The sequence below is a fragment of the Microbacterium sp. SORGH_AS_0888 genome (assembly GCF_030818905.1).
GTDB lineage: Bacteria > Actinomycetota > Actinomycetes > Actinomycetales > Microbacteriaceae > Microbacterium.
The window spans coordinates 339,516-353,294 of record NZ_JAUTAZ010000001.1 but is presented as its reverse complement, the minus strand read 5'-3'; the positions used below and the strand labels follow the sequence as shown (position 1 = coordinate 353,294).

Sequence of the window (13,779 nt, the reverse complement as noted above, 5' to 3'; positions counted from 1 at the left end):
TGCGATGCTCAGGTGCGACTAGCGTAGAACGTGACGCTATCCGCTCGCTGAAAGGCGCCGACGTGGCCAACGAAGACGACCTCACTCCCGAGGAGCAGTTCCAGGAGATGATGCGACAGCTCATGGGCGGACAGCTCGACCCGGAGCAGTTGCAGCAGCTCGGGGCGCTCGGGATCGACCCGAGCCAGATCGCGCAGGCGATGCAGCAGATGCAGACCGCGTTCACGCAGGGGGACGGCCGCATCCCCTGGGAGCTCGCGGAGCGCCAGGCGCTGCACATCGCCAACCAGTCGGACCTCGGCGTCACCGGGACGCAGCGCGCCGACCTCGACCAGGCCTTCGCCCTCGCGACGCTGTGGCTCAGCGAGGCGACGACCGTGCCGGAGCCGGTCGAACTCCCCCGCGCCGTCACCCGCGGCGCCTGGGTCGCCGCCACGCTCCCCGTCTGGCAGGAGCTCGCCGAGCCGGTCGCCTCGAGCATCGCGGACGCCCTGACGACGACGCTCGCCGAACAGCTCCCGGAGGACATGCAGGGCATGATCGCGGGCGCCGGCCGCATGCTGCGCACCGTCGGCGGATCGCTCTTCGCGACGCAGCTCGGGCAGGTCGTCGGTCGGCTCTCGACCGAGGTCGTCTCGGGCGGCGATGTCGGCATCCCCCTGCTGCCGGCCGGCGAGGCCGTCATCCTGCCTCAGAACTTCGCCGACTTCGGCCAGGGCCTGGATATCCCCGAGGACCAGCTCGCCCTCTCGGTCGCCACCCGCGAGCTCGCGCACGCCCGCCTGTTCCGGCACGCGCGCTGGCTGCGACTCGACGTCATCGCGCAGATCGCCGAGTTCGCCCGCGGGATCCACGTCGACACCGCAGCGCTCGAGGACCTCGCCTCGCGTTTCGATCCCTCGCAGACGGACGAGCTTCGGGCGGCGCTCGAGAGCGGAGCGCTGCTGCCGGCGCACACGGAGCAGCAGACCGCGGCGCTGACGCGACTGGAGAACCTGCTCGCTCTCATCGAGGGCTGGGTGGACGTCGTCACGGCGGACGCGACATCGCGGCTGCCCAGCGCGGATCGGGTCGCCGAGGTGGTGCGCCGTCGGCGCGCCGTGGGCGGCCCGGCGGAGAAGGCGCTCGCGTCGCTGGTCGGACTCGAGCTGCGCCCGCGCAGGATGCGCGAGGCCGCCGCCATGTGGCGCGCCGTCACCGACGCCGTCGGCGTCGCCGCGCGCGACGCCCTGTGGGACTACCCCGACCTCATGCCCACCTCGGACGACATCGACGACCCGCAGGCGTTGATCGAGCGGCTGCGCGCACGGGCGCGCGGCGAGGAGCCCGAACGGGACGAGATGGACGAGGCCCTCGCCCAGCTGCTCGCCGAGGAGACGGGCGACGACCGACCGGAGGACGGTCAGGGTCCCACACCGGTCTGAGCGCATCCCTCCCTCCACACCCCGGCCCGTCGAGCGCGAGCGCGCGTGACTGTGGAGAGCGGGAACGGCCGCCGTTCCCGACGGCGGACAATCGGGCCATGCCGCGTCTCGATCCCGCTCACCCGCCCGTGTGGCGCGCGGCATCGACGCTGCAGTTCGGCACGCCGGCGCGCGTGGTCATCGACGACCCCTCGCCCTGGCAGGAGGCCCTCATCGTCCGGCTCGCCGACGGGCTGACCCCCGACGACCTGCGCCGCTTCGCGATCGAGCGAGGGCTGTCGACGGCGCGGGTGCGCGGCTTCGTCGACCGACTCGCTCCGGTGCTGAGCGATGCGCCGCGCCCCGGTGACCGGGTGACGCTGCTCGTGTCCCCGGGCATGTGGGCGGAGGCCGCCGCCGCCGTCACCGGGCTTCTCTCCCGGGTCGCTCGGGTCGAGGTCGACGGAACGCCCCGACGCGGGACGCCCGTCGTCGTCCTCGCCCACTACGAGGTGGACCCGCGCGTGAGCGCACAGCTCATGCGCGACGACATCCCGCACCTGCCCGCCCTGCTGCGCCCCGACCGCGCGGATGTCGGCCCGTGGGTCGTGCCCGGCGAGACGCCGTGCCTGCGCTGCCTCGCCGCGCACCGGCGTGACCAGGACCCGGCATGGCCGATGATCGCGGCGCAGCTTCTGACGGCGCCGTGCCCGCCGATCGACCCCGTGCTGATCGCGGACACCGCGCTGCTGGTGGCTCAGCTGGTCACGTGCGACGACGCGCCGACGGACCGGATCGCGCTCCTGCGCCCCGGCTCGGCCCGACGGACCTGGCACGTGCCGGCTGCTCATCCAGAGTGCGGCTGCCGATCTCCTGGAGGAAACGCGACCGCTGCCGCGGCGAACGACCGAGCCCCGGAGCCCACGACAGCGACAGCGTACGCGCGGCCCGCGTGATGCCGACGTACGCCAGCCGGCGCTCCTCGTCGATCTCGTCGAACGTGCGCGCGTAGGAGATCGGCAGCTGCCCTTCGGCGAGACCCACGAGATGCACGTGGTCCCACTCCAGCCCCTTCGCCGCGTGCAGTGTCGCGAACGTCACGGTCGCGAGCGCGGGCTCGTGCTGATCGCGGGCACGGGCCATGAGCGTGTCCGTGAAGGCGCGGAGGGTCGTGTCCGCCGGCATCTCCTCAGCGAGCGCGAGGACGGCGCGTCGCGCCTCCCAGGCGTCGCGCAGCGCTCCGCCCGCCGGCGGCGGATCGTCCGTGAGGCCCAGCGAACGCAGGACGTCGCGCACGCTGTCCTGGAAGCTGCTCTCCAGCGGCGCGACCGAGGCCGCCCGCAACGCCATGACCGCCTGCCGCACCTCCGGCTGGTCGAAGAAGCGCGTGCCGCCGAGCACCGTGACGGCGATGCCGGCCTCCGCGAATGCGCCGAGCAGCTCGGCGGACTGCGCGTGAGCGCGGTAGAGCACCGCGATCCGTCGCGGATCGATGCCGGCCGCGAGCTGCGCGCGCACAGCCGCCGCGACACCCGCCGCCTCGTGCGCGTCGTCGTCGTAGCGCACGAGGCGCGGCACCGGGGCCTCGAGCTCGCGCGCGGCGCGCAGCTCCAGCGCGCCCGGACGTCCGCGCATGAGCGCGTTGGCGACATCGAGCACCGGCTGCGCGCTGCGGTGGTTGCGCTCGAGACGGATGACGACCGCATCCGGGTGCCGTCGTTCGAACCCGAGCAGGAACCCGGCGTCCGCTCCGGCGAACGTGTAGACCGTCTGGTTCGCGTCGCCCACCACGCACAGGTCCCGGCGTTCGCCCAGCCAGAGCTCGAGCAGGCGGTGCTGCAGCGCCGAGACGTCCTGGAACTCGTCGACCGTGAAGTGCCGATACTGCTCACGGACCGCGTGCGCGACCCGCGGCTCCGCCTCGATCATGCCCGCGCAAGCCAGGAGGACGTCCTCGAAGTCGATCTGGTGCCGTTCGTCCTTGAGGCGCTCGTAGGCGAGCTGCAGATCGCGGACGGCGCCGACATCCAGTGAGCCGACCCCGTTCGGGCGCTCCGCCGCGTAGGCGTCGACGCTGCGCATCGTCACCTTCCGCCACTCGATGCCCGACGCCACGTCGCGGAGGGTCGTGCCGTCCGGCTGCAGGCCGATGCTCGACGCCGCCTGCGCGAGCAACCGCACCTTGCTGTCGACGATCGTCGGCGCGGGCCCCTGCGCGACGATCGGCCAGAAGTGGTTGAGCTGAGCGAGGGCGGCGGCGTGGAACGTGCGCGCCGAGACTCCGGAGACGCCGAGCGCCCGGAGCCGACCCCGCATCTCCCCCGCCGCCTTGGCGGTGAAGGTCACGGCCATGACCCTCCCGGGCGAGAACGTGCCCGAGGAGACGCCGTAGGCGATGCGCCGCGTGATGACCCTGGTCTTTCCCGTGCCCGCGCCGGCGAGGACGCACAGCGGGCCCCGCACCTGCGTCACGGCGGCACGCTGGGCGTCGTCGAGGCCCGCCAGGATGTCGTCGTCGGTCACGCCGGCGTACCGAGCCACTCGACGATGAGCCGATGGGCGATCGAGGACGGGCCGGGCAGTGTGACCTCGCCCGCGCCGTCGAGCGCCGCACCGATCTGCGCGCGCGTGAACCAGCGCACCTCCGCGATCTCCTCGCCGTCGGCGTGCGCGGCCCGGGCGGGATCCGCCACGGCGCGGAAGCCCAGCATGAGCGAGCGAGGGTATGGCCACGGCTGCGACCCGCGGTAACGGACCGCGCGGACGAGAACGCCGGCCTCCTCGTACACCTCCCGTGCGACGGCGGACTCGAGCGACTCCCCCGCCTCGACGAACCCCGCGAAGCACGAGTACCGACCCTGCGGCCACGCGGCGTTCGCGCCGAGCAGCAGGTGCTCGCCGGACTCGTCCTCGATCGCGACGATGACCGCCGGGTCGGTGCGGGGGAAGTGGATGCGTCCGCACGACGGGCAGTGGCGGGACCACCCCGCCTGCGCGAGGTCCGCGTGCGTTCCGCAGTTCGGGCAGAACGCGGCATCGACCAGCCATCGTGCGAGGCTCACGGCCGTCGCCGCGATGTCCGCATCCGCCTCGGAGAGCTCGCCGCCCACGATGCGCAGCGGTGCCCAGGAGCTCCCCGCCGGCGGCTGCGCCTCGGCGTCGACGACCGCGACCAGCAGGGCCGTTCCGGCCGGATCGCGTCCGAGGAAGGCCCACTCGGCGCCGTCGACGGATGTCGCCGGAACACGCCACAGCGCTGCGTCACGGACCGCCAGCGCGTCGCCGCGGACCACGACGACCCGGGTGCCGGGATCGGCCCGCAGCTCCTCGAGCACCCCGTCCCGGTCGCGCTCCGGCTCGCAGCGGTCCAGGCCCAGCGACACGGCAGATCCGGGCACGCTCACCGATACCTCCTCCACGGGCGTGGCGCAGGGATGCGCGGCGCCCGCCGACCTACCCTAAGGTCATGTCGCGATCCCCGCTCACTCTAGCCGCGGCCGTGACCGCAGCGATGCCGGACGCCGTGGTGCGGCGAACCCGCGCGCTCGGCGACGACGGCGACGGTCGCTACGACTCCGCCGTCGTGTCGCTCGCCGGCGGCGAGACCGTCGTCATCCGCGTCGCCACGGATGCCGCGGCGGACCGCGCGCTGCGCGACGAGCTCCGCGTCCTCGAGGCGTTGACCCCCGGCATCCGCTCCCTCCTCCCCTTCCGCGTCCCTCGCGCGCACGGCCGCACGACGTTGGGCGGCGCGACGGCCGGCGTCGTCGACTTCCTCGACGGCTACCGCGTCCCGACGGCCGATCTGCCGCCCGGGGGCGTCGCCGGCGCCATCGGCCGGGCCATCGCGGCCGTGCACGACCTGCCGGTCGCCGTCGCGCGTGAGGAGGGTTTCGCCGTGCGAGGCGCCGACACGATCCGCGTCGAGCTCTCCCGGATGGTGGACCGAGCCGCCGGCACCGGCCACGTCGATCCCGTGCTGCGTGATCGCTGGCGCACCGCTCTCGACGACGACCTGCTCTGGCGGTTCGAGCCGACCGTCGTGTTCGGCGGCACGGCAGCCGACTGCTTCCTGTTCGAGGACGACGACGAAGGACCGCACCTGACCGGCGTGCTCGGCTGGGAGGGGCTCTCGGTCGGAGACCCGGCGGCGGACCTCGCGTGGACGGCGTCGGCACCGGACGCCGCCGCATCCGTTCTCGACGCGTACCTCCTCGCCGCCACCCGCGCCGCGGATCCGCTCCTGGCCGAGCGCGCCCGTCTCTACGCCGAGCTCGAGTTCGCCGACTGGCTGCTGCACGGCGTCGACGCGGACGACGACGCGGTCGTCCGCGATGCGGCCGCGCTTCTGGGCACGCTCGCCGAGACGACCCGCGGCCTCGACCTGCTGCCACGGACCGGTGGCGACGTGCATGCCGCGGTCGAGCTGTTGGATCGGCTGCCCGCCCATGACACGCCGCGCGGCGACACCTCGATGCAGACCGACGCCTACGATCCCGCCGAGCTCTCCGCCTACCTCCCGGAGAACCAGGACGGCGAGACCGGTCCGGTCGAGACGCTGCCGATCGATCTCGCGGAGTGGACGGCTCACGGCGACGACGCCGAGCGACTCAGGCGCGGATGACCACCCCGTCCGCGACGTAGAACAGCGCGACATCGATACGGTCCACCGGGATGCCATGGCGCTGGTGGTAGGCCTGGCGATAGAGATCGAGCTGCACGAGCCGTTCGGCGCGCTCCGCGTCCGTTCGCGGGCTGCGTCCGGTCTTCCAGTCGACGATCTCGATCCGGTCGCCTCGCTCGTAGACGGCGTCGAGCTTGCAGATGACGACGTGCTCCCGGCCGTCGAGACCGGTGTGCCGGAAGTCGATCTCGGTCTCCACCGCGATCGGCGCGAGGCCGCCCCACTCGGACTCCTCGAACGTGCGCTGCATCCGTTCCAGTGCCACCGCGTCGTCGCCCCCCTGCGCGACCTCCGCGGCGTCGTCCCAGAGCGGATCATCCACTGACGCGGCACCGGCCGCGACGCCCGACCGCTGTTCGACCCACGCGTGGAACAACGTGCCGAGCCGCGTCTGCCGGTAGGGGCGTTCGGGGAGCGGCCTCGCGAGACGCCGCACCGCGGCGTCGTAGTCCGCGACGAACTCCTTGTATCGGGAGGCCGGGATGCGCACCGGCGCCCGCGCGTCGTCACCCGCTGCGGCATCGCGCTCCGCGAGCAGCAGCGCGAGATCGGGCTCGGCGGGCGCGGGCGGGCCCTGCTGCGCCGCACGGACCGCTGCGGCCGCCTCCTCGACACGGGAGCGGCGGGCGCCGAGCGGATCCAGCGGCCAGGTCAGCAGCCGCCGGGCGCCGGCGAACGGGTTCTCGCCGGCATCCTCAGCCGCGAGCGGGATCTCGAGCGCGCCGGCGATCTCGACCAGGAACCGACTCGGCCGGCGCGGCCGGGAGCCCCCCGCCCAGGGGGAGCACGACAGCAGCAGGCGGTCGCGCGCACGGGTCACCGCGACGTAGGCGAGGCGCCGGTCCTCGGCACGGGCACGAGCCTTGTTGCGCTCGACGTACGCCTCGAGGGCCGCGCGGAGCTCCTGCTGTGTCGCCGCAGCCCGCCAGTCGATGTCCGGCAGCCACGCGGCGTCGCCCCGGAAGACCGCGGGCAGCACGCCGAACGCGAGCCATCCCTTCGTGTCCCGCGGCAGAGTCGGCAGCTCGTCCTCCACCAGCCGGACCACGGCGACCGCGTCCCACTCCAGTCCTTTCGAGCCGTGGATCGTGAGGAGCTGGACGACGTCGTCCTCGGGCGGCTCGGTGCGCGGGGCGAACTCGTCGAGACGCTCGGCGTGATCGAGCCACGCCAGCAGGCTCGCCACCGTCCCCCGCTCGTCGGCGGCGAGGAAGGCGCGCACCTCGTCGCCGAAGGCGCGCAGCTGGGCCCCGGCGACGCGCGCGGACCCGCGGCTCTCGTTCGCGGCCAGCTCGATGTCGAGGCGCAGCTCGACCTCGATGACGCGCAAGAGCTCGGGGATCGGCATGCCGGCGGCCCGTCGCAGTCCCGCGAAGACTCCCGCCGCCTCACGGAGCCGCGCGAGCCCCGTCGGGGTGAAGTCGGCGCGCGCCGCGCCGTCGTCGCCGCCCCGGAGGAGAGCGTCGAGCGCATCCGAGAGCGGTGCCTGACCCTCCTCGCCGCCGAGCCGCCGCGCGAGCCGCGAGAGCGCCCCGAGGTCGGCGAGTCCCACGGACCAGCGCGGCCCGGCGAGCAGACGCAGGAGCGCCGAGCCGGCATCCGGATCAGCGATCACGCGCAGGGCGCTCACGACATCGACGACCTCCGGTGTGGACAGCAGCCCGCCGAGACCGAGGATGCGGTGCGGAACCCCGCGCCGCCCGAGCGCATCCGCGAAACGGACCATGTGCCGTTTGCTCCGGAACAGCACGGCGCCCGTCGTCGGCAGGCCCTCCCCGCGGCGCTCGGCGCGCACCCGCACGAACCACTCCGCGACCCGGTCCGCCTCGGCATCCACATCGCTCGCCTGGGCGAGCTCGACCGTGCCGGTCGGCGCGCCCGGGCGCGGTCGGAGCTCCCCCACCTCGACGGGAGCGCTGGAGGCCAGCGGCTCGAGCACGGCGTTCGCGGCGACGAGGACGCCGCGCGCGTTGCGCCAGCTCGTGAGCAGTGCGAAGCGACCGCATCCGCCCTCCGGCGCGAACGCGCGTGGGAAGTCGCCGAGATTGCCCGCGCTCGCGCCGCGCCAGCCGTAGATCGACTGGTGCGGGTCGCCGACCGCCATGACCGGGGTGCGCGCGAAGATCCCGGCGAGCAGCTGAGTCTGCACGACCGAGGTGTCCTGATACTCGTCGAGCAGCACGACGCGATAGCGCTCGCGGAGCTCCGCGGCGACCTCGGGGGCGGCCCGGACCGCGCGAACGGCGCCCGCGACCTGGTCCGAGAAGTCGAGCACGCCCAGCCGCCGCTTGGCGTCGTCGTACTCGCGGGCCAGGTCTGCCAGGAGCGGCAACGCGCCCACCCGGTCCGCGGCATCCGCGACCTCGCGATAGACCGTCGTACGCCGGTTCTCACTGGGCAGCTCGCGGACGGCGGCGAACTGCTCCGCGAGCTGCGCGACCTCGTCGAGCGAGGCGAGGTTGTCGACCGTGTCGCGAGCGATGCGCAGCGCCGCGTCGACGATCGAGCGCACCGACTCGGGGCGCTGCTCGAGTCGCGCGTCGTCCGAGGAGAGCACGGTCCGCCGCATGAGCAGCCATGCCGCGGACTCCGAGAGCAGGGTCGACTCCGGGTCGAGCCCGATGCGCACCGCGTGCTCGCGCACGATCCCGTCGGCGAAGCCGTTGTAGGTCGTCACGGTCGGGCGCTCGAGCAGGGTGTCGACGACGTCCGGAACGCCGGGATGCCGCCGGGAGAGCGCCTCGAGCGCGCGTCGTCTCAGATCGTCGTCGCCGGATCGCTCGGCCTGCCCGAACACCACGAGGGCGCCCGAGTCGTTCAAGGCGTCGAGCTGCGGGACGAGCCCGGCGCGCTCGAACTCGGCCAGCCGGGCGAGTCGGCGCCCGATCCGCTCGCCCAGCTCTCCGGCGGCCTTGCGGGTGAACGTGAGCCCGAGCACCTGATCGCGCCGCACGAACCGGTTGGCGACGAGCCAGACCACGCGCGCGGCCATCGTCTCCGTCTTGCCGCTCCCGGCGCCGGCGACGACGAGCGCCGGGGCGAGCGGCGACTCGATGACGGCGGTCTGCTCGGACGTCGGCGCGAACTGGCCGAGCGCCGCCGCCAGCGCCGCGGCGGACACGCGCGGTGCGCTCATGAGGCGCTCACCGGCCCGATCGTGTGGATCCGGCAGACGCCGAACGAGAACTCGTCACGGCAGTGCTCCTCGTAGGGAGCCGCGAACTCGGTGCCGCTCATGACCTCGACGGCGCGGCCGACGCGCTCGAGGAACGCCTCCGTCCGCTCCGCGTCGAACGGAGGCTGGGTCGGGGTCGCATACGAGACGGAGGCCGAGGTCGGCTGCAGCACGACGAGCTTGGCCCCGCCCGCCGGCAGGCCCGCCGTCTCCGGCAGCGCGCCACGCGCATGGGCGAGCTGATAGGCCGCGAGCTGCGGATGGTCGGCGACCTTCGCGTCGGTCTGCGGCTCGCGTCGGCCGGTCTTGACGTCGACGATGACGACACGGCCGTCGCGCGTGAGCTCGACGCGATCGATGTACCCGCTCAGCAGCGCCTCGCCCCGGTCGAGCGCGATCGGCACCTCGAAGTGCGGTTCGGCGCCCACCAGCCGGCCACCGGAGGCCTCGACGTCGCGCACGTATCGGTGGAGGCGGCGAACGATGTCGCGTGCACGGGCCCGCTCGGCGCGCTCGCGCCACGCGGACTCGAACTCGATCTCGCCCCAGCGATCCTCCACCGCCGCCCACAGCTCCTGCTCCGTGCCGCCGCCGGCCGTCTCGAGCGCCGCGTGGACCAGCGTTCCGATCCCCGCCGTCGCACCCCCGGGGTCGCCGCCGAGATCTCCGATCACCCAGTTGAGCGCGCACTCCTCCACGTCGTGGATGCGGGACGGCGAGACGCGCACGGCGCCCGCAGCCGGATCGTGCAGCGGCGCCGTGCTGGTGACCTCGGCGATGCCGTACCACTCGCTCGGCTCCGCACCGGGAACACCCGCTGCGGCGAGCAGGGCGAGCTGCCCCGCCGCGTGGCGTCGAGCCGGTCCCGACGCTCGCGGCTCGGTCAGCGTGCGGCGGTGTGCGGCCACGAGCCCTCGCAAGGACAGCGGATGCGCGCTGGGCGGCGCGGACGCGGGCGGGAGAAGCTCCAGGAAGGGGCTCGGACCCGTGTCGTCGTCGTCGACCGCCGTCACGAAGACCCGCGAACGCGCACGCGAGAGCGCGCGGGCGAACAGGCGGAGCTCGTCGTGCAGCACGGCGCGGCGGCGGTCGGCGACATCCGGCTCCTCCCCCTCGCCGAGGCGCCAGGTCTCGAGCAGACCGCCGCGCACGCGCGTGTTCGGCCACAGGCCGTCCTGCACGCCCGCCACGACCACGGTGTCGAACTCGGCGCCGACCGCCGCCGCGGGCGTCAGCACCCGTACGCGCGGACGCGGCGCCTCGGCCTCGAGCCGGTCCTCCGCGACCTCGCTGTCGAGCACGGCCCGAAGGAACGCCACGGGCTCGGCATCGACCTCTCGCTCGCCGTGACGTTTCGCGGCCTGGAACAGCGCGACGACGGCGTCCAGATCACGGTCCGCCTGCGCGGCGACCGGCCCCGTGCCGCGGGCGGCCTGGGCCCAGACCTGCTCGCGGCCGCTGCGCTCCCACACCGTCCAGAGCAGCTCGTGCGCGGTCGCCCCCGCCGCGTGCTGCTCGCGCAGCAGCCGCAGCGTCTGCACCAGCCGCGCCGCGGCACGCGACTCCCGCGTGTCGAGCAGGTCGAGCGTGAGCGGCTCCGTGAACGCCGCGCGCAGCAGCTCCGCGGATGATCGTCCCGCCTCCGGGGACGCCTTGCGCAGTGCAGCACGCAGCCGCCGCAGCTCCACCGGGTCCAGACCCGCCGCCGCGAGGAGCTCCGCGGGGTCGGCGTCCGCGTGCGGGTCGAGGGCGGCGAGGACGCATCGCACGAGGTCGCGCACCGGCCGCAGCTCGCCGAGGGACTGCGCGGCGCCCGTCGCGCGAGCCGGCACCGACCGCGCGGACAGCTCGGCTTCGAGGGCGGCGACCTGGCGCGTGTCGTGCGCGATCACCGCGCACGAGTCCCAGGGCACGCGGTCGTGCACATGCCGCTCGCGGAGCAGCCGGGCGATGGCGTCGATCTCCTCGGCCGGCGAACGCAGCACGAAGGTCCGCAGCGACCCGTCGTCGTCCACGCCCTCGGGCGCTCGACGGTGCGCGACGACGCCGACCGCACCGATACGCGAGACGATCCGGCGGACGGCATCGCGCTGGAACGGGGTGCCGCGGTGCCCGTCTGCCAGCACGATCCGCGTGCGCCATCGCGCGTCGAGAGCGGCGAAGTTCTCGGGCCGTGCGCCGCGGAACGCACCCGAGCCGATGTCGGGGTCGCCGAACGCCACGACGTCGATGCCGCGATCGGCCAGGGCGCCGAGCAGCTCCACGCCGCCCGCCGTCAGCTCCTGCGCATCGTCCACGAGAACGGTGCGCAGCCCGGGCGGCAGCGGCGCGTGGACGTCGCGCAGGATGCCGGTGGCCTCACGGAGCATGCCGGCGGCATCGCGGTGTGCGCCGCGCATCCGGTCCCTCACCTCCGCGTAGTCGATTGCGAACGAGGCGAGCGCCGCCCAGGCGGGTCGGTCCTCCATCTCGGCGCGACGACGCAGTGCGGCGGGGGTGATCCCGAGCATCGTGCACTCGGCGAGGAACACCCGGAGCTCGGCGCGGAACGCGGGGCTCGAGCGGACCGGGGCGGCCAGCCGCTCCGGCCAGCGGGAGAACCCCGCCGCCTCGTCCTCTGCGTCGCCGCGCAGCAGATCGTGGATCAGCTGGTCCTCGTCGCCGCCCGTCAGCAGCTGCGGAACCGGCTCGCCCCGCCGTACGGCCTCGGCCCGCACGAGCGCGTACGCGAACGACGCGATCGAGCGCGCCCACGGTCCGCTCGTCGCCCGCCCGAGCTCGAGCGCGAGGTCGTCGCGCAGCGCCGTGGCCGTCGGCCGGGACGGCGTGAGCACGAGGGCCGCATCGGTGCCGTGCTCGTCGACGACGCGTCGCAACAGCGCGCGGAGCGCCGTCGTCTTGCCGCTTCCCGGGCCGCCCACGACGACGGCGCACGAGCGCAGCGCCACGACGGCGAGCTGCTCGGGATCGAGGGCGACGGGGGCGACATCCACGATCGGCGACGATACCGCGCGTCTCCGACATGCGGCGTTCGCCCTGAGCGTGCGCGGGTCCGCACCCGTGCCGGGGTGCCGTAGAGTTCCTCGTGGCCCCAAGGCCCCGGAAGGAAGGCACACCGTGGAGATCCGCATCGGCATCGCGAACACCGGCCGCGAACTCGGCTTCGAGACCAGCGAGTCCGCGGACTCCGTGAAGAAGTCGGTCGCCGACGCGCTGGCCGACGGCGCGCCCTTCATCACGTTCAGCGACGACAAGGGCAGCTCCTACCTCGTCCCCACCGCGAGCCTCGCCTACGTCGAGCTCGGCAGCGACCAGACCCGGCGCGTCGGCTTCGTCGCCTGAGCCCCGTGGACATCGTCCTCGCGTTCCTCTTCGGGCTCGCCGTGGGCCTGATCGCGCACTACGCGCTGCCCGGCCGTGCCGCCCGCGGCACGGCTCTGCTCCCCGCCGTGGGAGCCGTCGTCGGGGGCGCGGTGTGGACGCTCATGACGTGGACCGGCGCCACGACGCTGGACCCGTGGATCTGGCTCCTGTCGGCGATCGTGCCCGCGATCGTCGTGGTGCCGCTCGGCGTCGTCCTCACCCGCATCCGCGCGGCACACGACGCGCGTGAGCGCGAGCGCCTGAAGCTCGTCTGACCCGCCGGATCAGGCCGCATCGCAAAGGCAGGCAGGTTCTGCTCTGAAGCAGCCTGCCCTGGCGAGATGGCCTGATGAGGAGCGGGCGCCCGTTCCTCCCCAGGCACGTGGGGTCATGCAGTTGTCCACCGTCCCGACGCGGACGCGGCACGCGAAGCGCTCGCCTGGCTGGTGACCGCGGGATGCGACCCACGCCGCCGCGCCGCGGCATCCGTCAGCGGCCGTGTCACGTGCGTCACCGCCGCGGAGCTGCACGGATTGTGGGTGCCGCACGACCCGGTCGCCGAGCTCCACATCGCCGTCGCCCACAACGCGGCTCGCCTGCCGAGCGAGGGAATGCACCTGCACTGGGGGCAGGGGCTCGGCCCCGGTCGCCCGCAACAGCGTGGACGATCGCATCCTGAACGTGCTGTTCCAGACCGCCGGATGTCTGGGGCGCCGCGAGGCGCTCCCGATCTGGGAGTCGGCTGCCGCGGGCGGGCACGTCGACCCTGCCGAGCTCGTCCGGGTCGCGCGGCGGAGCCGAGAGGCCAGCGCCCTCGCCGCAGCCGCTTCGGCGCTGTCCGGCTCCGGCATCGAGACCGTGTTCGTCATGGGCATGAGCGCCGAGGGCGTCGATGTGCGGCAACAGGTCCGGGTGGACGGGCATCCTCTCGATGGCCTCATCGGCGATCGCCTCGGCATCCAGCTCGACGGCTTCGCCCACCACCGCGCCGCCCAGCGGCGCGGTGACCTCCGCGCCGACGCACGGCTCGTGCTCCGGGGGTTCACGCTCCTCCGCTTCGACTATCACCAGGTGATGTTCGACGGGGACCACGTGCGAGCGACGGTGCTGATGGCGATGGCGCAGGGCCTGCACCGAGCACGCTGACGCGACCG

The 13,779-nt window shown here is 74.1% G+C and carries 9 protein-coding genes; 5 read left to right on the top strand and 4 right to left on the bottom strand.

Going from position 1 to position 13,779, the window contains the following annotated elements:
* Window positions 1-62: 62 nt before the first annotated feature.
* Window positions 63-1,424 (top strand): zinc-dependent metalloprotease, encoded by a 1,362-nt coding sequence (locus QE381_RS01655; RefSeq protein ID WP_373426892.1) that lies wholly within the window; start codon window positions 63-65, stop codon window positions 1,422-1,424.
* A gap of 744 nt (window positions 1,425-2,168) precedes the next feature.
* Here QE381_RS01655 and QE381_RS01650 read toward each other — a convergent pair.
* The gene (locus tag QE381_RS01650) at window positions 2,169-3,944 is read right to left on the bottom strand and encodes an ATP-dependent helicase (RefSeq protein WP_307214897.1); all 1,776 of its coding nucleotides are present in this window, start codon (window positions 3,942-3,944) and stop codon (window positions 2,169-2,171) included.
* Window positions 3,923-4,807, bottom strand: coding sequence for an NAD(+) diphosphatase (nudC, locus tag QE381_RS01645; RefSeq protein ID WP_373426891.1), 885 nt, complete (start codon window positions 4,805-4,807; stop codon window positions 3,923-3,925). Before nudC ends, QE381_RS01650 begins: the two co-directional genes overlap by 22 nt.
* A 62-nt stretch (window positions 4,808-4,869) precedes the next feature.
* On the opposite strand from nudC, the gene QE381_RS01640 reads away from it, so the two are divergent.
* Entirely contained in the window at window positions 4,870-6,027 is a 1,158-nt protein-coding gene (locus QE381_RS01640) for a phosphotransferase (RefSeq protein WP_307214895.1), read from the top strand.
* Here QE381_RS01640 and QE381_RS01635 read toward each other — a convergent pair.
* Both QE381_RS01635 and QE381_RS01630 read right to left on the bottom strand, forming a co-directional pair.
* Window positions 6,014-9,223 carry an ATP-dependent DNA helicase gene (locus QE381_RS01635; RefSeq protein ID WP_307214893.1) on the bottom strand — a complete coding sequence of 1,070 codons (3,210 nt, stop codon included), beginning with the start codon at window positions 9,221-9,223 and terminating at the stop codon, window positions 6,014-6,016. The genes QE381_RS01640 and QE381_RS01635 overlap by 14 nt on opposite strands.
* Entirely contained in the window at window positions 9,220-12,255 is a 3,036-nt protein-coding gene (locus tag QE381_RS01630; protein WP_307214892.1) for an ATP-dependent DNA helicase, read from the bottom strand. The genes QE381_RS01635 and QE381_RS01630 overlap by 4 nt, the downstream gene beginning before the upstream one ends.
* A 124-nt stretch (window positions 12,256-12,379) precedes the next feature.
* Between QE381_RS01630 and QE381_RS01625 the strand changes: the two genes are divergently transcribed.
* The 3 genes from QE381_RS01625 to QE381_RS01615 all read left to right on the top strand — a co-directional run bounded on the left by QE381_RS01625 (window position 12,380) and on the right by QE381_RS01615 (window position 13,771).
* Window positions 12,380-12,604, top strand: a complete 225-nt coding sequence (locus QE381_RS01625; RefSeq protein WP_307214890.1) for a DUF3107 domain-containing protein — start codon at window positions 12,380-12,382, stop codon at window positions 12,602-12,604.
* A gap of 5 nt (window positions 12,605-12,609) precedes the next feature.
* Window positions 12,610-12,900, top strand: coding sequence for a hypothetical protein (locus QE381_RS01620; RefSeq protein WP_307214889.1), 291 nt, complete (start codon window positions 12,610-12,612; stop codon window positions 12,898-12,900).
* Between the two features lie 385 nt (window positions 12,901-13,285).
* On the top strand, window positions 13,286-13,771 hold the full coding sequence (locus QE381_RS01615) for an endonuclease domain-containing protein (protein ID WP_307214888.1): 486 nt from the start codon (window positions 13,286-13,288) through the stop codon (window positions 13,769-13,771).
* Window positions 13,772-13,779: the final 8 nt, after the last annotated feature.

Excerpts from the sequence above, each read along its gene's own strand:
- QE381_RS01635 (WP_307214893.1), bottom strand. The coding sequence starts at position 9,223 with ATGAGCGCACCGCGCGTGTCCGCCGCGGCGCTGGCGGCGGCGCTCGGC.
- QE381_RS01640 (WP_307214895.1), top strand. The coding sequence starts at position 4,870 with ATGTCGCGATCCCCGCTCACTCTAGCCGCGGCCGTGACCGCAGCGATG.